At 64.1% G+C, this 17,358-nt stretch carries 18 protein-coding genes; 11 read left to right on the top strand and 7 right to left on the bottom strand.

Features of this window, described 5'->3' with window-relative positions; all coding sequences use genetic code 11:
* The first annotated feature begins 27 nt into the window (after positions 1-27).
* Positions 28-708: an OmpH/Skp family outer membrane protein gene (locus BEN49_RS21030; RefSeq protein WP_070746383.1), complete on the top strand. Its 681-nt coding sequence runs from the start codon at positions 28-30 to the stop codon at positions 706-708.
* Positions 709-922: 214 nt separating this feature from the next.
* Positions 923-1,228 (top strand): hypothetical protein, encoded by a 306-nt coding sequence (locus BEN49_RS21025; RefSeq protein ID WP_070746382.1) that lies wholly within the window; start codon positions 923-925, stop codon positions 1,226-1,228.
* A 179-nt stretch (positions 1,229-1,407) separates the two neighbouring features.
* Here BEN49_RS21025 and BEN49_RS21020 read toward each other — a convergent pair whose 3' ends face one another.
* From BEN49_RS21020 to BEN49_RS21010, 3 genes are all read right to left on the bottom strand, one after another.
* Positions 1,408-1,980 carry an NAD-dependent epimerase/dehydratase family protein gene (locus tag BEN49_RS21020; protein WP_204376180.1) on the bottom strand — a complete coding sequence of 191 codons (573 nt, stop codon included), beginning with the start codon at positions 1,978-1,980 and terminating at the stop codon, positions 1,408-1,410.
* A gap of 193 nt (positions 1,981-2,173) precedes the next feature.
* Positions 2,174-3,217, bottom strand: a complete 1,044-nt coding sequence (locus tag BEN49_RS21015; RefSeq protein WP_070746432.1) for a sialidase family protein — start codon at positions 3,215-3,217, stop codon at positions 2,174-2,176.
* Between the two features lie 169 nt (positions 3,218-3,386).
* On the bottom strand, positions 3,387-3,698 hold the full coding sequence (locus BEN49_RS21010; protein WP_070746381.1) for a hypothetical protein: 312 nt from the start codon (positions 3,696-3,698) through the stop codon (positions 3,387-3,389).
* Positions 3,699-4,065: 367 nt separating this feature from the next.
* On the opposite strand from BEN49_RS21010, the gene BEN49_RS21005 reads away from it, so the two are divergent.
* Positions 4,066-5,142: a PLP-dependent cysteine synthase family protein gene (locus BEN49_RS21005; RefSeq protein ID WP_070746380.1), complete on the top strand. Its 1,077-nt coding sequence runs from the start codon at positions 4,066-4,068 to the stop codon at positions 5,140-5,142.
* Between the two features lie 167 nt (positions 5,143-5,309).
* On the opposite strand, the gene BEN49_RS21000 is transcribed toward BEN49_RS21005, so the two are convergent.
* Positions 5,310-6,140, bottom strand: coding sequence for a CvfB family protein (locus BEN49_RS21000; RefSeq protein WP_070746379.1), 831 nt, complete (start codon positions 6,138-6,140; stop codon positions 5,310-5,312).
* Positions 6,141-6,334: 194 nt separating this feature from the next.
* Between BEN49_RS21000 and BEN49_RS20995 the strand changes: the two genes are divergently transcribed.
* Positions 6,335-6,796, top strand: a complete 462-nt coding sequence (locus tag BEN49_RS20995; RefSeq protein WP_070746378.1) for an energy transducer TonB — start codon at positions 6,335-6,337, stop codon at positions 6,794-6,796.
* Positions 6,797-7,022: 226 nt separating this feature from the next.
* Here the strand turns inward: BEN49_RS20995 and BEN49_RS20990 are convergent, their stop codons facing one another.
* A complete protein-coding gene (locus BEN49_RS20990; RefSeq protein ID WP_070746377.1) occupies positions 7,023-8,900 on the bottom strand; it encodes a BamA/TamA family outer membrane protein in 1,878 nt (625 codons plus the stop codon).
* Between the two features lie 206 nt (positions 8,901-9,106).
* Between BEN49_RS20990 and BEN49_RS20985 the strand changes: the two genes are divergently transcribed.
* The 6 genes from BEN49_RS20985 (at position 9,107) to BEN49_RS20960 (ending at position 14,227) form a co-directional block, all read left to right on the top strand.
* Positions 9,107-10,375, top strand: coding sequence for a putative DNA modification/repair radical SAM protein (locus tag BEN49_RS20985; protein ID WP_070746376.1), 1,269 nt, complete (start codon positions 9,107-9,109; stop codon positions 10,373-10,375).
* A gap of 35 nt (positions 10,376-10,410) precedes the next feature.
* On the top strand, positions 10,411-10,593 hold the full coding sequence (locus BEN49_RS20980) for a hypothetical protein (protein WP_070746375.1): 183 nt from the start codon (positions 10,411-10,413) through the stop codon (positions 10,591-10,593).
* 232 nt (positions 10,594-10,825) lie between these two features.
* Entirely contained in the window at positions 10,826-11,695 is an 870-nt protein-coding gene (locus BEN49_RS20975; RefSeq protein WP_070746374.1) for an alpha/beta fold hydrolase, read from the top strand.
* A gap of 127 nt (positions 11,696-11,822) precedes the next feature.
* Complete coding sequence (locus tag BEN49_RS20970; RefSeq protein ID WP_070746373.1) at positions 11,823-12,617, top strand: TIGR03915 family putative DNA repair protein; 795 nt, start codon at positions 11,823-11,825, stop codon at positions 12,615-12,617.
* A gap of 108 nt (positions 12,618-12,725) precedes the next feature.
* Positions 12,726-13,580, top strand: coding sequence for a dTDP-4-dehydrorhamnose reductase (gene rfbD / locus BEN49_RS20965; RefSeq protein ID WP_070746372.1), 855 nt, complete (start codon positions 12,726-12,728; stop codon positions 13,578-13,580).
* Positions 13,580-14,227, top strand: a complete 648-nt coding sequence (locus BEN49_RS20960; RefSeq protein ID WP_070746371.1) for a hypothetical protein — start codon at positions 13,580-13,582, stop codon at positions 14,225-14,227. The genes rfbD and BEN49_RS20960 overlap by 1 nt, the downstream gene beginning before the upstream one ends.
* A gap of 9 nt (positions 14,228-14,236) precedes the next feature.
* Here BEN49_RS20960 and BEN49_RS20955 read toward each other — a convergent pair whose 3' ends face one another.
* Entirely contained in the window at positions 14,237-15,439 is a 1,203-nt protein-coding gene (locus BEN49_RS20955; protein WP_070746370.1) for an MFS transporter, read from the bottom strand.
* Between the two features lie 104 nt (positions 15,440-15,543).
* On the opposite strand from BEN49_RS20955, the gene BEN49_RS20950 reads away from it, so the two are divergent.
* Positions 15,544-16,065, top strand: coding sequence for a GreA/GreB family elongation factor (locus BEN49_RS20950; RefSeq protein ID WP_070746369.1), 522 nt, complete (start codon positions 15,544-15,546; stop codon positions 16,063-16,065).
* 109 nt (positions 16,066-16,174) lie between these two features.
* Here BEN49_RS20950 and BEN49_RS20945 read toward each other — a convergent pair whose 3' ends face one another.
* On the bottom strand, positions 16,175-17,257 hold the full coding sequence (locus BEN49_RS20945; RefSeq protein WP_070746368.1) for an SMP-30/gluconolactonase/LRE family protein: 1,083 nt from the start codon (positions 17,255-17,257) through the stop codon (positions 16,175-16,177).
* Positions 17,258-17,358: the final 101 nt, after the last annotated feature.

Genomic DNA, 17,358 nt, shown 5'->3' with positions numbered 1-17,358 from the left:
TTGTGCATCGTTTCACTTTCTGTTTCAATGAAAAACCCGCTCCAACTGGCGTTTAACGCCGTGCTGCTCGTGGCCGTAGCCGTGCTGTACTTCCTGCACTTCCGCCAGCCCGCCGCTCCGGCCGTGGCCGCCGCGCCCGCCGCCACCGAAACTCCTGCCGCCGATGCCGCGCCCGACACCACTACGCTGGCCGCCGTGGCCGAGCGGCCCGTGACGCCGCCCAACGTGCCCGCCGCCGAAGCCGCCGCCAACGCCGACCAGATTGCCTACATCGAGTCGGCCAAGCTGCTCGACGGCTACCAGGGCATGAAGGATGCCCGCCGCTCGTTCGAGGTAAAGGCCAAGGGCTGGGAGCGCCAGAACCAGGCGCTGGTCACCAGCTTCCGCACCGCCGTGGAGGCCTACCAGAAGCAGGCCCCTAGCCTTACGCCCGAGCAGCGCGCCGCCGCCGAGCAGAAGCTGCAAGCCCAGCAGCAGCAGTCGGGCGAGCAGCAGCAGAAGCTGCAAGCCCTGGCCCAAGAGGAAGAGGGCAAGCTCACCCAGCGCGTGCTAGGCAGCGTGAACAAGAAGGTGGAAGCCTACGGCAAGGCCCACGGCTACAAGCTTATCCTGGTGGCCGCGCCCAGCGGCACCATCGCCTACGGCCGCAAAGACCTCGACCTCACCACGCCCGTGCTTGCCTACCTCAACCAGACGTACACCAAGTAATCCGGCGGGCTTCGGCTCTGCTAAGCCAAAGTGGCGCGCCCCCAGGCGCGCCACTTTTTTTGGCCTGGCTCGTAAGAAAAACTTGTCGGGGCCCGTTAAACCCTGGCCGGCCTGGGCCCTCTAACCCGGTATAGTCTGGCATTTTATTTGCAAAACCTCCTGTAGTTATTCATCCTTCCACTCCTTAACCTGTGCGCTCCGGCGCATCCTTACCATGCGTAACAAGCTCGTGATTTTCGCCTCGGCGTTGTTTATGTTGCTGCTGAGCAGCGGGGCGGCGTCGGCCCAGGTTAGCGTAGGCGTGGCCATCGGCGGCGGTGGCTACTACCCCCCGCCCCGGCCGTACTATGGCAACGGCTACTATTACCCCCGCCCGGTGGTGGTGGCCCCGCCCGTGTACTACGCCCCGCCCGCCCGCGTGGTGTACCCGGCCCCATACTATGGCCGCCCGCGCTACGTGCGGCCTTACCCAGTCCGTCCCCGCTACTATGGCAATAGGTACCGCGGCCGGCGCTACTAAGCCGCTGGGCCCCACAAGGCTCCGCACTTCTATTTAACAAAAAAACCTCGGCTGTTATGGCCGAGGTTTTTTTATTGGGCTGCGGAAATTGAGCCGTGGGCCCCGGCGCTAAGCCCCGGCGGGCTCGTGCACGCGCAAGCCGGTGGCGTCGGTGCGGGCGGCGCGCAGCATGGCGGCGGCTACGGCGGCGGCGGCCACGGGCCGGTACTTGGCCCAGCCACCGCGCAGCAGGGGCCCCGCCAGGCCAGGGCGGCGGCGCCAATTCGCTCGCCCAGGCGCAGGTGGGCGCGCTGGCCCAGCAGCAGCGACGGCCGAAAAATGTGCAGCGCCCGGAAGGGCAGGGGCCCCACCGCGGCCTCCATCTCGCCCTTCACCCGGCTGTAGTACACGCGGCTATCGGCGTCGGCCCCGATGCTCGATACCACCAGGAACTGGCTGGCGAAGTTGCTGGCCGCCAGCGCCGCCAGCTGCACCACGTACAGGAAATCAACCTGGTAAAAGGCTTCCTTCGAGCCGGCCTGCTGGCGCGTGGTGCCCAGGCAGCAGTACACGTCGTCGGCAATGAGCTGGAGGCGGTGGCTTTCCAACTCGCTCAGCTCCGTGACGACCTGCACCAGCTTGGGGTGGGCGAGGGCCACGGGCCGCCGCCCCACCACCACCACTTTAGCATAGCGGGCATCGGCGAGCAACAGCGGCAGCAGGGCCGCGCCAATGAGGCCGGTGGCCCCGGCCAGGAGGGCAGTTTTTTGCATAGCGCGGGGCCCCACCAAGCGGGAAGTAGCCGCCTGGGGCCCAGCAGTGTACGCAAGCGGACCAAAATGGCTACCTGGCCCGCTCAGCGCGCCCGCGTGCCCGCACAACTAAGCTGCCCTGGGGGCCCCGGGGCGAGGTTCCTGCGGTGCCAGCGCCGCTTGGCGGTGCGGCAGCATAATCACCCCATAATCATCACTTTGCCGCCTTCAGCACCACGTGCTTGATGTTCTTCCGGTCGTAGGTGTAGGTGATGTGCACCAGGCCGTCGGTGGTCTGGATGATGGCCGGGTAGCTGAATTCCTCGGTGGTGCCGTCTTCCAGCACCGCCACGTCGTGCCACGCGCGGCCATCTGCCGAGGCCGCCACGCGCAGCTTGCTGCGGCCGTTGAACCAGTCTTTGCCCGGCACGTCGGGGTTGTACACTACCAGGAAGGAGCCGTCGCGCAGGGTCACGGCGTCGGTGCCCGAGTTGGGGTTCAGCAAAGTTGTTTTGGATAGAGGTCCCCAGGTGTCGCCATCGTCGGCCGACCAGGCCTGCACCACGGCGCCCTGTTTGCTGCGGCACAGCAGCTGGAGCCGGTGGCCGGGGTGCACCAAAATGCTGGGCTGAATGACGTCGAACGCCGAGCCGGGGTCGATGGAAATAATTTGCCAGGTCTGGCCCTGGTCCGTCGATTTTTCCAGGTGGGCCCGCCAGCGGCCGCTGGCCTCCTCGCGGCTCGACGGCGAAAGGATGGTGCCGTTGGCCAGTTGCACCGGCTTGTTTTTGATGGGCCCCAGCACCCCGGCCGGCAGCCGCACCGGCACCGACCAAGTGGCGCCATTGTCGGCCGAGGTTTTGGCCATGCCCCACCATTCCCGCGGGTTGGGCCCCACTTTATAGAACAGAAACAGGGGCCCGGCCCCGCGCGGCCGGAACAGCACGGGGTTCCAGGTGGGGTAGCGCAGCGTGTCGCTCACCACGCCGGTGGCCACCTGTCGCGGCGTTGCGCGGCCTTTGCCCCCGAGGGCCATCAGCCAGATGCCCACGTCGGGTGCCCCCTCATTTGCCCCGCCGAAGCAGGCCACCAGCAAGTGGCCATCGGCGGCTTGCACAATGGTGGAGGCGTGGCACTGCCGGAAGGGCGGCTGCGGAAAGACTATTTCCTCCCTGATTTTGGCCCACGTGGGTTGGGCCCCCAGGTGGGCCGGGGCCCCCAGCAGCAGCGCTGCGGCCAGCAAAACCGATTCTTTCATTTTTGCCCGGCCGCCGAATACTCCAGCGCGCCGGCCCGCAAAGTGCAAAAATTAACGTACGCCGCCACTCAGCGCTAGCTGTTGGCCATAAATAGGGCCCCGGCTCGCTTTCGCTAGCCGGGGTCCTGTTCCTGTGCGCGGCCGTAGCCGCTGCCCCGCCGCCGGGGCCCTAATTCGGCGTGAGGTGCCGCGGCTGGGCCACCTCGTCGCGCAGCCCGGGCAGCAGGGCGGCGGCCGCAAAATCGGCCTGGTAGCGGGCGCGGCACTGCGGGCAGCTCACCCACTCGCCAAGCTCGAAGAGCACTTCGTCGAACTCGATGTGCGAGGCGCTGCGGGCGGTGCACACGAGCATGGGCGGGCGGCCGAAGCTGAAGCTGCCGCACACCGTGGGGTAGTGGTGCGCGGGGTCGTCGTGGTGCAGGTGCGTGCCGTGCGATGGGCTCAGCAGGGTAGTGTTGGGGGTGATTAATAGTGGGTTCATAGAATAAGAAATAGGGGGTCGAAGCTACCAAATAAGCGCAGTATTGCAAGGCCCACGCCTGGCTTTTTTAGGGGCCCGGTGCGTTTTTGGCCAGTGGCCATAAATATTATTCAATTATTTATTGGACAGTGAATTATACTTAGGTAAATCGCCCCGAATAAAGCGGGGCCGTTGGATAGAAAGCAGGGCCCCAGCTTGTCGGAAATTACCGCTTAGGCCAAGCGCCTCCCTGGCCAGGCAAGCCCAACCAATTCAGCGGTTCACCATGAAATAATCCTGTGCGCTTGGTGGTGCAACGCCGGCTGGTGTGGAGCTTTGCCGGCACCAAAAGCCTGCCTGCTTCTCCTTCGCCCGCTCACTCCCCGTTATGCAACCAGACCTCGTAGTGCCCGCGCTGCCCTCGCCCGTCCTCACCGCCAAGTTTGCGCACCTCTGGCACCTGGTGGGCAACACGCCCATGCTGGCGCTGCACTACACCTACCGGGGCCAGCCGGGCCAGGTGTTCGTTAAGTGCGAGCACTACAACCTCACCGGCAGCCTGAAGGACCGCATGGCGCTCTATATCTTGCAGCAAGCTTACGCGCAGGGCAAAATCCGGCCCGGCGACACCATTGTGGAGGCCACCAGCGGCAATACGGGCATTGCCTTCGCCGCCATCGGCAAGGCCCTGGGCCACCCCGTGCACATCCTCATGCCCGACTGGCTGAGCCGGGAGCGCCAGGACATTATCCGCTCGCTGGGGGCCGAGGTCACGCTCATCAGCAAGGCGCAGGGCGGCTTTCTGGGCAGCATCAAGCTCTCCGAGGAAATGGCCGCCGCCAACGGGCGCGTGTTCCTGACCCGCCAGTTTGAGAACTGCTACAACGCCGAGGCCCATGCCCGCACCACGGGCCCCGAAATAGCCGCCCAGCTCGCCAGCGTGGGCCGCACGCCCACGGCCTTCGTGGCCGGCGTGGGCACTGGCGGCACCGTGATGGGCACCGGCCACTACCTCAAGGCGCACTTCCCCGGCGTGCGCGTGCACCCGCTGGAGCCAGCCGAGTCGCCCACCCTTACCACGGGCCACAAGGTGGGCTCGCACCGCATCCAGGGCATTTCGGACGAGTTCATTCCCGCCATCGTGCAGCTGGAAGAGCTGGACGCCGTAGTGCAGGCCTCGGACGGCGACGCCATCCTGGTGGCCCAAAAGCTGGCCCAGCAACTGGGGCTGGCCGTGGGCATCTCGTCGGGGGCCAACGTCATCGCCGCCATCCGCCTGGCCGCCGAATTAGGGCCCCAGGCCACGGTGGTAACGCTGCTTTGCGACAGCAACAAGAAATACCTCAGCACCGACCTGCTGCGCGAGGAGCCCGTGCGCGCCGGCTACCTCGCCCCGGAAATTGAGTTTGTTGATTATCAGCCCATCAGCCGCCTGGCCACGCCCTACGTGCACGCTGCTGAGTAGCCTGGGGCCCCATATTGTAAAACGGAGTGGCACTCCGTTTCTCCGTGCGAACGCCGAACGGAGTGCCACTCCGTTTAACAGCCTTGCCTTGCGTCTTCGGTTTATTGCCTCCGTTCGCACGGAAACGGAGTGCCACTCCGTTTTACATTCCTAATTGGGAAACTGCTTTAGGCGCGCAGGCGGGTTTCGAGCGGGGCCAGCTCCACGGCGCCTTGCTTGAACAGGGCCCCCAGGGCTTTTTTGAAGACCTTTTTGCTCATGCCCACGCGGCGGTACACGTCGTCGGCCTCGCTCTTGTCGCCGATGGGCAGCTGGCCGCCGGGGGCCCCGCGCAGGGCCGCCAGCAGCGTAGCGGCGGCGGTTTCGACCTCGCCGTAGCCCTCGCGCTGGAGGCGCACGTCGAGCTTGCCGTCGGCCCGCACCTGGCGCAAGAAGCCCGGAATGGTTTCGCCCAGCCGCAGGGGCCGGAACACCTCGTTGTGGAACAGCAGGCCCTGGTGCGTGCCGTTCACGATAACGGGGTAGCCCAGCTCGGTTTCGTCGGCCACCATCAGGCGCACGGCGTCGCCGGGCTGGCCGGCGAACGGCTCGGACGACAGGAACTTCTTCCACTTGGCCGAAGCCACCAGCCGGTCACTTTCCTCGTCCAGGTACACGAACACGAACACCCGCTCGCCCACGCGCAGGTCGCGGCGCTGGTTGGGGAAGGGCAAGAGCAGGTCTTTTTCCAGGCCCCATTCGAGGAACGAGCCGGCGGGGCCGTGGTCGCGCACGGCCATGGCGGCGAAGGAGTTGACCAGTGCCAGCGGCCGCAGGGTGGTGGCAATCAGGCGGTCCTCCGAGTCGCGGTACACAAACACGCGCAGCACGTCGCCCACGCGCGTGCCTTCGGGGATGTACTTGTTGGGCAGTAGCAAGTCGCCGTCGTCGGAAGTGAGGTAGAGGCCGACGCTGGTTTCGCGGGCTACTTCGAGGTCGTTGTAATCGCCGAGGTTCATAAGAAAAGCAAAAAGAAGCGGGCCTGGCCCGCCGGAAGTGCAAAGCTACGGCCGGTGCAAGTGCAATTTTCGAAGACCAAAATGGACAATAAAATAATTAATATTTTACTTGCATACATCAACGTAACGTGCTGTATATTTGAACATAGGGCCTTTAAGCCAAACCAAGTTATTCACTACAAAATACTATTAACATGAAAAACTTTACCCAATTTCTGTTTCTGGTAGCCGTGTTGTTAATCGGCGTGGGGCGCGTGCAAGCCCAGGGCATTCTAACGACCGGCGCGCACGCCGGCGGCGGCGACGCCCTGGCCCCGGCCTCCGTGGTTTCGCCCGATTCCATCTACGTCAATACCGACAGCCGCCCCGCGTTCACCGGCGGCAATGTGGCCCTGACCACTTACCTCACCAAGAACATTCGCTACCCCGAAGCCGCACTGCGGCAGCACGTGTCGGGCCGGGTGTACGTGTCGTTCGTGCTGAACCGCGAAGGCCGCGTAACCGACGCCCACGTGGTGCGGGGCCCCGGCTACGGCCTGAACGAGGAGGCCCTGCGCCTGGTGTGGCTGATGCCCAACTGGGCCCCCGCCCGTCAGCAGGGCCAGGCCGTACGCGTGGCCTGCACCATCCCCATCAATTTCGACACGCAGCACTGATTTACTGTATTTAACTGATTATAAGATAAATATGGTTTGGGGCCAGTTATTGGCCCTGCCCCGGCAAAAGCTGTGGGCAATTCTCCAAAAAAGGGCAAGCGGCGGCTTGCCCTTTTTTTGTGCAACGCTGCCAGCCCGGTACGCTAAAACCGTCCCACTTGGGGCCCTGCGCAGTTGAAACCCGAACGGTTTCCCTGGGGCCCCCGCGACGCAGCGCCCGGGGGCCTTACTGGTAGATGGTGACGCCCGGGGCCCCAATGCCGAAATCGGTGAAGGAAACGGTTTCGCGGGCGGTTTCGAACACGCGCAGGCCGTTGGCCGACACGAGGCCGCGGGGGTAGTAGCCCAGTAAAATCTGGAACGTGCGCAGCGACGTGAACTCGTTGCGCAGGCGCAGGCCCAGGCCGAAGCCCGTGTAGGGCGTGTGGCCGAAGGGTGAGCCGCCGCCCACCTTTTCGCCGATCCAGGCCGCATCGGCAAAAGCTACGCCCGCCACCCGGAAGCCCAGCAGCGAGAGCGGCGTGAACACCGTGGTTTCGTAGTTAAAGGCGAAGCGGCTGGTGGCCAGGATGGGTACCGACGGCGAAAACCCCCGGATGCCCCGCTCGTCGGAAATGCCCTGCAGCAGCTCGCCCGGCCGGCGGTTGAAGCCCGCGGTGGTGGTGGTGCCCAAAAAGTGGCGGTACTGGTAGTTGCCCAGGCGGTAGAGTCGGGTGAAATACGTGGTTTGGGCATTCAGCAGGCCCTGCTCCCACACGCGGTGGTTGGCCAGGCGCTGGAAGGTGCCAAACTCCACATTGCCAAACAAGTAGCCGTGGCGCTGGCTGAAAACGGCCGTTGCCAGGCGCACGTCAAAGTAGCGGCGCGGCACCACCGCATTAGCGTCGAGGCCGGCCGTGAAGCTGAGCAGCGTGCCGGTGGGCACGTCCTCGGTGCGGCCGAAACCGAACAAGTAGCGGTCCTTATAGTAGCGCCGCACCGAGTAGCCCACGGTGCCCAGAATCAGGTTGGTGTTGCGGTAGTCGGGGCTGGGGCTGACGGTGTAGTCGGTGCGGGTGAAGCGGGTGGCCACGATGAGGCGGCCCGGGTTTTCGTAGCCCAGGTCGTAGGAGCGTAGGCGCAGCGACCGGCCCACCCACAGGTCTTGCCGGTTGTAGCGCAGGGTGTAGTAGTTCAGAATTTCGCCCGGCTGCTGCACCGTGAGCGTGATTTGCTGGTTGTAGGAATCCATCGACAGGGCCCCGGCGTAGCGCGTGTTCACGGAGTAAAAGTCGCGCTGGAGCGACACGCCGCCGTGCTCGTCGCGGAACTCGTTGTTGTAGCGCGCCTGGGCCAAAAAGAAGTGCCGGAACGGTACCGAGTAGTCGCCGCTGTAGCGCCAGCGCTGGTCGAGGTTGCGCCCGTACTGGTAGGTGTTGCTGAAGTGGTGGCCCAGGCCCAGGAAGTTCTGGTCGCCCACGTCGACGCGGCCCGCGGCGGCCCCGCCGGGCTCAAAGTTGCCCGTGATGCTGAACACGTCGGTGGTAATCACCACAATGTCAATGCTGTCAGCAGTAGAGGTGCGCTCGTTCACCAGCACCCGGGCGTCGAGGATTTCGTCGGTCTGGCGCAGCAGGCGCTCCGATTCGGCCAGGGCCTGGGGGGCCAGCCGCTGGCCCGGCCGGAACAGTAGCACCTGCCGGATGCGCGAGGGCGCCGTGCGGATGTGCACCCAGTTGCCGGTGCGGTCGAGCAGCGAGTGGGGCTGCCGCGTGGAGTCGGTGAGGCTGTAGCCGAACGCATCGTTGGGCCGCACCGTCACGCGGCGCACCACCTTAAACGTGTGCCGGTCGAACTGCCGGTCGAGCAGCACGGCGTCGAGGCCCGCGTTTTCTTCCTTGGGGCGGGTGAGGCGCAGGGCCGCCGCCGCTGCGCGCCCCACAATGGTTTTGCGCCGGGTATAGGCTTGCAATTTCAGGCGCAGGCGCTGCTCGTCGAAGTCGCGGCGCAGCGAATCGGGCTGCTCGCGGCGCAGGGCGGCCTCGGTCCGCAGCGAGTCGGGCGGCACCGCCGAGCGCGGGTCGAACGACTGCGCCCGCGCCGCGCCGCCCAGCCCCAGCAACAACAGAAGAAAGACGGCGCAGCGCAATAACATAAAGGGGCCCCTTGAACAGCCACAAGCAAGATACGAAAAGTGCAGGGCCCCGCTTTAGCAGGGCCCCGGGCCCTTTACTGGATACTAAGAAACTTTTTCCAAAAAAATTAGCTTAATAGGTATTGCCCGTTAGCGGGATTTGCACTACTTTTAACACCGAAAAGCAGCCATTCCCGATGAACGAACGCATTCAGGAAAAACTAAGCATATTAGCCGATGCCGCAAAGTACGATGCTTCGTGCAGCAGCAGCGGCGGCAAGCGCAAAAACGAAGGTAAGGGCCTGGGCAACGCCGAAGGCATGGGCATTTGCCACAGCTACACCGAGGACGGCCGCTGCGTGAGCCTGCTCAAAATCCTGCTCACCAACCATTGCATCTTCGACTGTGCTTATTGCGTGTCGCGCCGCTCGAACGACGTGAAGCGCGCCGCCTTCACCGTGGACGAAGTGGTGGACCTGACCATCAACTTCTACCGCCGCAACTACATCGAAGGGCTGTTCCTAAGTTCCGGCATTTTCAGCAGCCCTGACTACACGATGGAGCGCTTGGTGCGCATTGTGAAGACGCTGCGTACCGAACACAAGTTTAACGGCTACATCCACGTCAAAACCATCCCTGGGGCCTCCGAGGAGCTGATTCAGGAAGCTGGCTTGTACGCCGACCGCCTGAGCGTGAACATTGAGCTGCCCTCGGAGCTGGCCTTGCAAACGCTGGCGCCGGAGAAAAGCTACCAGGAGATTCTGACCCCGATGGCCCAGATTCGGGACGGTATTATCCAGAATAAGGAGGAGAAGGCGCTGTTCAAGAAGGTGCCGGCCTTTGCCACCGCGGGCCAAACCACGCAGCTCATCGTGGGGGCCAGCGGCGAAACCGATCTGCAAATCATCAAGCTCTCCGACTCGCTCTACCAGGGCTACGGCCTGAAGCGCGTGTACTACTCGGGCTACGTGCCCGTGACCGACGACGCCCGCCTGCCGCAGGTGATGCAGCCGCCCGTCATTCGCGAGCACCGCCTGTACCAAACCGACTGGTTGATGCGCTTTTATGGCTTCCAGGCCGACGAAATTCTCGACCCCGCGCACCCGCACCTGGACCTGGAAATTGACCCTAAGCTGGCCTGGGCCCTGCGCAACCGCCACGTGTTCCCAATCGACGTGAACACGGCGGATTTTGAGATGATTCTGCGCATTCCCGGCGTGGGGGCCCGGTCTGCCAAGCGCATCATCGCGGCCCGGCGCTTCGCCCCGCTCACCACCGAGCACCTGCACAGCTTCGGCGTGGTGCTGAAGCGGGCCAAGTTTTTCCTCACCTGCCGCGGCGAGCAGCGCACCGCCCTGGGCGAGCTGACCGAGCAGCAGGTGCGCCGCCAAATCCTGTTCGGTGCCGGCTCGGTGCGTTCTGCTTTGGTCACGCAGCAGCTCGATTTATTTGCCCAAGCTGGCTAATCAATTTTTCAATACCGCCTCTTAACGCCTTGGTTATGAAAGTTTCGCACCGCCAAAACGTCGTTCGCCGCTTCGCCTACGAAGGCAGCGGTAAAGCCCCGCGCCTCTCGTGCTGCTGCCACATCAGCGAGTTGATGCCGCTGGTGCGCCAGCTCCACGGCATGGCCCGCGCCGAGGCCGAAGCCCGCCAGATCCAGGAAAACCAGCAAGCTGCCTAAAGTAGCGTGGGCGCTGCGAGTCCGCGCAGTTGAACGGTCTGTAGCGCGGACTTTGTAGTCTACGGCTCTCGCTTCGTCCTGCCGATTACCGTTGGGCGACCGGACAGTGAATGCAGGGTATAAACCGTGCAGCGACCGTGCAGAGCCGCGGACTACAAAGTCCGCGCTACAGACCGTTCAACGGCGCGAACACGTAGCAGCAACCCGGGGCCCCGGCCTGCGGTATGCGTCTATGGCCTGCCCGCTCGAACACCACTTTGTGCCCACCAACGGCCTGACGCTGCACGTGGTGCAGTGCGGCCCCGCTGCCGGGCCTCTGGTGGTGCTGCTGCACGGCTTCCCCGAGTTTTGGTACGCTTGGCGGAAGCAGCTGGGGGCCCTGGCCGACGCCGGTTACCGCGTGTGGGCCCCCGACCAGCGCGGCTACAACCTCAGCGACAAGCCCCACCCCGTGCGCGCTTACGCCATCAATGAGCTGGCGGCTGACGTGCTGGGCCTGCTCGACGCTGCCGGCTACGACACCGCCGCCGTGGTGGGCCACGACTGGGGTGCTGCCGTGGCCTGGCACCTGGCCGCCAATTTCCCTGCGCGCATCCGCCGCGCTGCGGTGCTGAACGTGCCCCACCCGCGGGCGTTGGCCGGGGCCCTGCGCCGCCAGCCGCGGCAGCTGCTGAAGAGCTGGTACGTGTTCTTCTTCCAGCTGCCGTGGCTGCCCGAAACCCTGGCGCGGCTGCGCGGCGCGTGGTTGGCGCGCCAAGCTCTGCGGCGTACCAGTCGCCCCGGCACGTTCAGCGACGCGGATTTGGTGGCTTATCAGGCGGCTTGGGCCCAGCCGGGGGCCCTGCGCAGCATGATTAATTGGTACCGGGCCGCCGCGCGATTTGGCCGGCGGCTGGGCCAGGCCGGGCGCGTGGCGGTGCCGCTGCACATCATTTGGGGGTGGCACGATGCCTTTTTGAACGCCGGTCTGGCCCAGGAGAGCTTAGCGTTTTGCGACGATGGGCGGCTGACCTACCTTAAGGCCAGCCACTGGGTGCAGCACGAAGAGGCGGCGCAGGTGAACCAACTGTTGATTGAATTTTTACGCGAAACGCCCGCATGAGTAAGCTCCCGTCTTTGCGCCGGCCGGCGGCCGTGGGCCCCGCGGCGGCCCGCCCCGTGGGGGCCCCGCCCTCACCGCCGCCCCGCGCGACTACACCTACGACGGCACGTTTGAGGGCCTGCTCACGGTGCTCTTCACGGTGTACGACTGGCGCGCCGCGCCCAACTCCATCCAGCCCGAAGCCACGGCCCAGACGGGCTTATTTGCCCAGCCGGCGCACCGTGAAACCAACGAAGCCCAGGCCACCCGCGTGTGGGACGGCCTGCTGCGCACCATGACTGAAGAGGCCCGCGCCCGCCTCTACCACGTGTTCTTGAGCGAAGATGCGGAACGGGAATTGCTGATTTTCAGGTACGTAGACTTGGCCTTGCGCACGGCAGCTGACATCTCGGAAAACTATACCGACGCCACCGTGCGCCGGGTGCAGCGCCTGGCCCAGCAGATGTTCCGCGAGAAGCACCGGATGGAGGCCTTCGTGCGATTCGAAAAAACCGGCGACGGCTTGTTCCACGCCACCATCGAGCCCGACTATGACGTGCTGCCGCTCATCGCCCCGCACTTCACCAAACGCTACGCCGACCAGCGCTGGCTGATTTACGACCGCCGTCGCCGCTACGGCCTCTACTACGACCTGACGCGCACCGATATTGTGCAATTCGAAGAAACCGGGGCCCCGGCGCGCGCCACCGACGTGACCGCCACCGTGCTCGACGAGCGCGAGCCGCTGTTCCAGGTGCTGTGGCAGGCGTATTTCGACCACGTGAACATCCCCGAGCGCCGCAACCTGAAGCTGCACCGCCGCCACATGCCCCTGCGCTACTGGAAGTACCTGAGCGAGAAGCAGCCGCGCGCCCAGCCCTTCCAGCCCATCCAAAATAAGCGTCCGCCCACCCCGGGGCCCCCGCTGCTGGACGTGGAGTAAGCCGCTGGCGCGGTTACTTTGTGCGTTGGTGTGAGGACGGCAAAGGCTATCCGTGCTTTGTTTTGGCTCACATCTTCCACATCACTACACCTTTTCACATTCGATTTGATGGGCAGCATATTGGTTTTTGGGGCCTCCGGGCAATTGGGGCAGTGCCTGGCGCACGTAGCGCAGGAACGGAACATACCGGGCATCGTATTTCCGCCTGAGGCGCAGGCCAACATTCTGGACGTGAGCGGCCTTCAGGCGCTATTTGCGGAGCATAAGCCAGCCTATTGCATCAACTGCGCCGCTTACACGGCCGTGGACAAGGCCGAGGACGAACTGGAATTAGCCCGCAAAATCAACCGCGACGGGGTGGAAAACCTGGCCCGCTTGTGCGGCGAACACAGCACCACGCTCATCCAGATTTCGACCGATTTTGTGTTTGCTGGCACCGGCAACACGCCCCTGGTGGAAACCGACGCCGCTGAGCCCATCAGCGTGTATGGCCTCACCAAGCTCGAAGGCGAGCAGGTAATTCCGGCCCACACCAGCCAGTTCTTCATCCTGCGCACGAGCTGGCTGTACTCCGAATACGCCAACAATTTCGTGAAAACCATGCTGCGCCTGGGCCAGGACCGCGACGAAATGCGCGTCATCTGGGACCAAACGGGCACGCCCTGTTACGCCATCGATTTGGCCGGTTGCATCCTCACCATCATCGAGTCGCAAAGTCAGCAATACGGCATTTACCACTATAGCAACGAGGGCATAACGTCGTGGTACGACTTTGCCACGGCCATCTTCGAGCTAAGCGGCACACTGGTGAAGACTGTGCCCATCCGCACCGCCGAGTACCCCACCAAAGCCACCCGCCCCGCCTATTCGGTAATGGACAAGACCAAAGCCAAAACGGTGCTCGGCGTGGCTATTCCGCACTGGCGCACCAGTTTAGCGGTGTGCATTGGGCGGCTGGGGTAATGGATACGCGAGGGTTACTTTGGCTGGTAGGGAACGGCAGCCAAGATGAGTTTCATCAAGCCTTGGAACAGCTGGATGATGGCAATAACCGCTATTCAGAACTGTTGGAGATTATAGCTGAATCGAGTAATAATCGAATATTATTTTGTTGTCTGGAGATTCTAATTAAGCGTTATGCAGTTCAGTTACAGAATGATGCAGACGTAGTTATTCCCTTGTTACTTACTTGCCTGATGTTAGACGATGGGCCAGTGGTTGATCGGGCTGGTCGAGCGTTAAATCTTTTGGACAAGCCCGGAATCGAGGCGTTGCTCTCCGCTATTTCGGCTTCACCTGATACGGCGGCGGCGGCGAACTATTCAGGATCACTGAGGAGTAATAGCAACGTATTTCTTGCTGCTAAACAAGTGCTTGACTTGCTTGGTAAACAATTGGATAGCCCCAATGAGAAAGTACGCTACTGGGCGATGATAGTGCTGATGGATATTAGCCCGCTACGCTCGTGGTTTGATTCCCGAATACAAGCATCTTTGTTTGAGCCGCTTTGTGATAAGCTTATGATCGTAGCCCATGCATTCCGCGGTATCCGCGATTATGACGAATGGGCTGCGCAGTACGAAGATTTACTCACGCAGCATCTTTCGTAAATTATAACCCTACCGCCCATAAAACCGGTGCAGCGCCAACGCCAACGCTACGAAGGCGCTGCCCACTAGGCACACGCCGGCCCAGCCGAAGTGCGTCCAGGCCAGGCCGCCGGCGATGGAGCCCAGGGAGCCGCCAGTGAAGTAGCCGGTCATGTACACCGTGTTGAGGCGGCTGCGGGCCTCGGGGCGCAGCGAAAAGATGAGCGTCTGGTTGGAGATGTGGACCGACTGCACGCCCACGTCGAGCAGCAGAATGCCCAGCACCAGCCCGGCCAGGTAGCCGCCGCTCACACCCAGCAGCAGGTACGAAGCCAAGGCTAGCCCCAGCCCCGCCGTGACGGCGTACACCGCCCCGCGTCGGTCGGTGAGGCCGCCGGCCAGCGGTGCGGCCAGGGCCCCGGCGGCCCCCACCAGCCCAAAAAAGCCTGCCACGTCGCTGCCGTAGCCGTAGGCCGGGCTGCCGAGGTAAAACACCAACGTCGTCCAGAACACGCTGAACGCGGCGAACACGCTGCCGCCCACCAGCGCCGAGCGCCGCAGGTCGGGCAGCTCGCGCGCCAGCGTGATGAGGGAGCGCATGAGCGAGCCGTAGGTGCCCGCAAAGTGGGGGCGGTCGGTGGGCAGGCGCCAGGCCAGCAGGGCCGTGAGGGCCACCATGAGCACCGCCGCGCCCTCGAACACCACGCGCCAGCCGAAGTGGGCCCCCACGTAGCCGCTGGCCGTGCGCGAGAGCAAGATGCCGACGAGCAAGCCGCTCATGATGCGGCCCACGATGCGGCCCCGGCTTTCCTCCGGGGCCAGGTGGGCGGCCATGGGCAGCAGCAGCTGCGGCACTGCCGAGCAGATGCCCACCAGCACGCTGGCCCCGGCCAGCACGCCAAAGCTGGGGGCCCCAGCCACCAGGCCCAGGCAGCCAGCCGCGCCCACCAGCAGCAACAGCATCAGGCGCTTGCGCTCCAACATGTCGCCGAGCGGCACCACCAGCAAGATGCCCAGCGTGTAGCCCACCTGGGTGGCCGTGGCCACGAGGCTGGCCTGGCTATCGGAGACGCCAAAGGTGCGGCCGATGGCGGCCAGCAGCGGTTGGTTATAGTAGATGTTGGCCACCACGAGGCCGCAGGTGAGGGCCATGAGCCAGACCAGCGCGTTGTCGAGGCGCGGGGCAGCGGATTTTTCAGCAAGTGGCGAAAGGGCCACCGGGGATGGGTTCATAACAACGGGAAGAGTTGGGCAAGCGGCGTAGGCCGGGGCTATTAACCCCCGGGGCCCCGCAATGGTTGCCGGCAACCCCATGCCAACCGCTGCGTTCAACCCTCATGAGCCGCGCATTTACCAAAGAAGACGACGTTCAGGCCGCGCCCATTGTGCCGCCCCGCGCCGCCCTGCCGCCGGGCACGTCCAACTACGTCACGCCCCAGGGCCTGGCGCAGCTGCGCACCGAGCACACGGCCCTCGAAGCCGAGCACGCCGCTGCTGCGGCCAACCACGACGCCACCGCCACCGACCGCACCCACCGCCTCTCGCTGCTCAACGGCCGCCTGGCGCTGCTGGCCGAGCGCATCGGCAGCGCCAAAGTGGTTGATCTGCAGGGACAACCGGCCAAGGAAGTACGCTTCGGGGCCACCGTGCGGCTGCGCACCGTGAGCGGCGGCCGGGTGGGTTTCGAGCGCACCTTCACCATTGTGGGCGTGGATGAGGCCGATGTGGCGGCGGGCAAGGTGGGCTTTGTGGCGCCCATTGCGCGGGCCATCATCGGCACCAAGCTGGGCAAAACGGCTACGCTACCGCTGGGGCCCCTGCCGGAAGTGGTGGAGGTAGTTAGCATCCAGTACCAGTAGCGTGGCTGTAGCGCGGCCTTCGTAGTCCGCGGCGCTGCCCAGTCGCCGCACGATTACCGGCAGGACGAAGCGAGAGCTGCGGACTACAAAGTCCGCGCTACAGTCCGGGCTATTGCGGCAGTTTCACGCGGTAGAGGCGGAAGGGGTATTCTACTTTGTCCTCGCCGTTGTTCCACTTGGGCAGGCGGTGGATTTGGGTGGCCGTGAGGTAGAGGTAACCGCCGGGGCTCATGGCAAACGTGTCGGGCCAGAGCAGGCGCGGGTCGTGGGCCACGGTTTCGAAGCGGCCGGCGGGCGTCACGCGTTGGATGGCGTGGTTCGGCGAATCGGAGGTGTAAATATTGCCCGCGTCGTCGGCCAGCATGCCGTGCGAAATGCCGTCCTCGCCCACCGTTTCCACGTGCGCCGCTACTTCGGCCGGGCGCAGGGCCGGGTTGCGCAGGTATTCGGTTTCGATGCGGTAGAGCTTGGTTTGGTTGATGGCCCGATAGTATAGATACTTGAAATCGGGCGTCAGCGCAATACCGTTCACGTTGCTGCTGAATGGTTTTCCCGTCTTGTCCTTCACCTCTTTGCCGTCGATGCGCAGAACAAAGCCTTGTTCCGTCATCACCGATTTGTCGCCTTGCAGCAGCAGGCGGCTCTTGCCGGTTTTCAGGTCGAGCACCACGATAGCCGCCAGCTTGGGGTCGGATAAGTACGCCACTTGGCGGCTGGGGTCCACGCGCACGTCGTTCAGGCCGGTGCGCTCGCGGGGCAGGTCCTCGAAGCGGTAGATGCGCTCGACTTTATTGGTAGTGAGGTTGATTTTCACCAGCTTAATGCCGGCGATGAGCGGCGCGTCGTCGCCGGGGTTGCTGGGGTCGAGCACCCACAGCGCATCAGTGGCGTCGACCACGGCGGCCTGCACGTTCACAAAGCGGTTGGGGGCCTGGAGCGAGTCCCAGCGGTTCCACTCAGCGTTGGGGTAGGGGCGGCGCTGGCCGTTCACTAGCTCCACGAGGGCAAAGTCGTAGTTCGTTTTCTTCTTCAAAAACGTGACGAACACGCGCCCCTGGTGCGACACGCCCACGCCCAGCGGCTGCTGGCGGCCGAACGAGGCCACCTCTTCCAGGGGCACGGGCAGCTGCTGCGCCAAGGCGGGGCCGGCGGCGGCGGCCAGGCCCAGCGAGAAGTACAGGGGAAATTTCATAAACTAAACGACTATGGACTGAAAGTCCATAGGTTTGAAGCCGAATGGAATTCGGTGGTTTCGGCTAAAGCCGACTAAAAGAAACCACTGGAAGTGGGCTA

Origin of the sequence: Hymenobacter coccineus (genome assembly GCF_001816125.1) — a bacterium.
Lineage (GTDB): Bacteria > Bacteroidota > Bacteroidia > Cytophagales > Hymenobacteraceae > Hymenobacter > Hymenobacter coccineus.
This window is presented reverse-complemented; position numbering and strand designations above follow the sequence as displayed.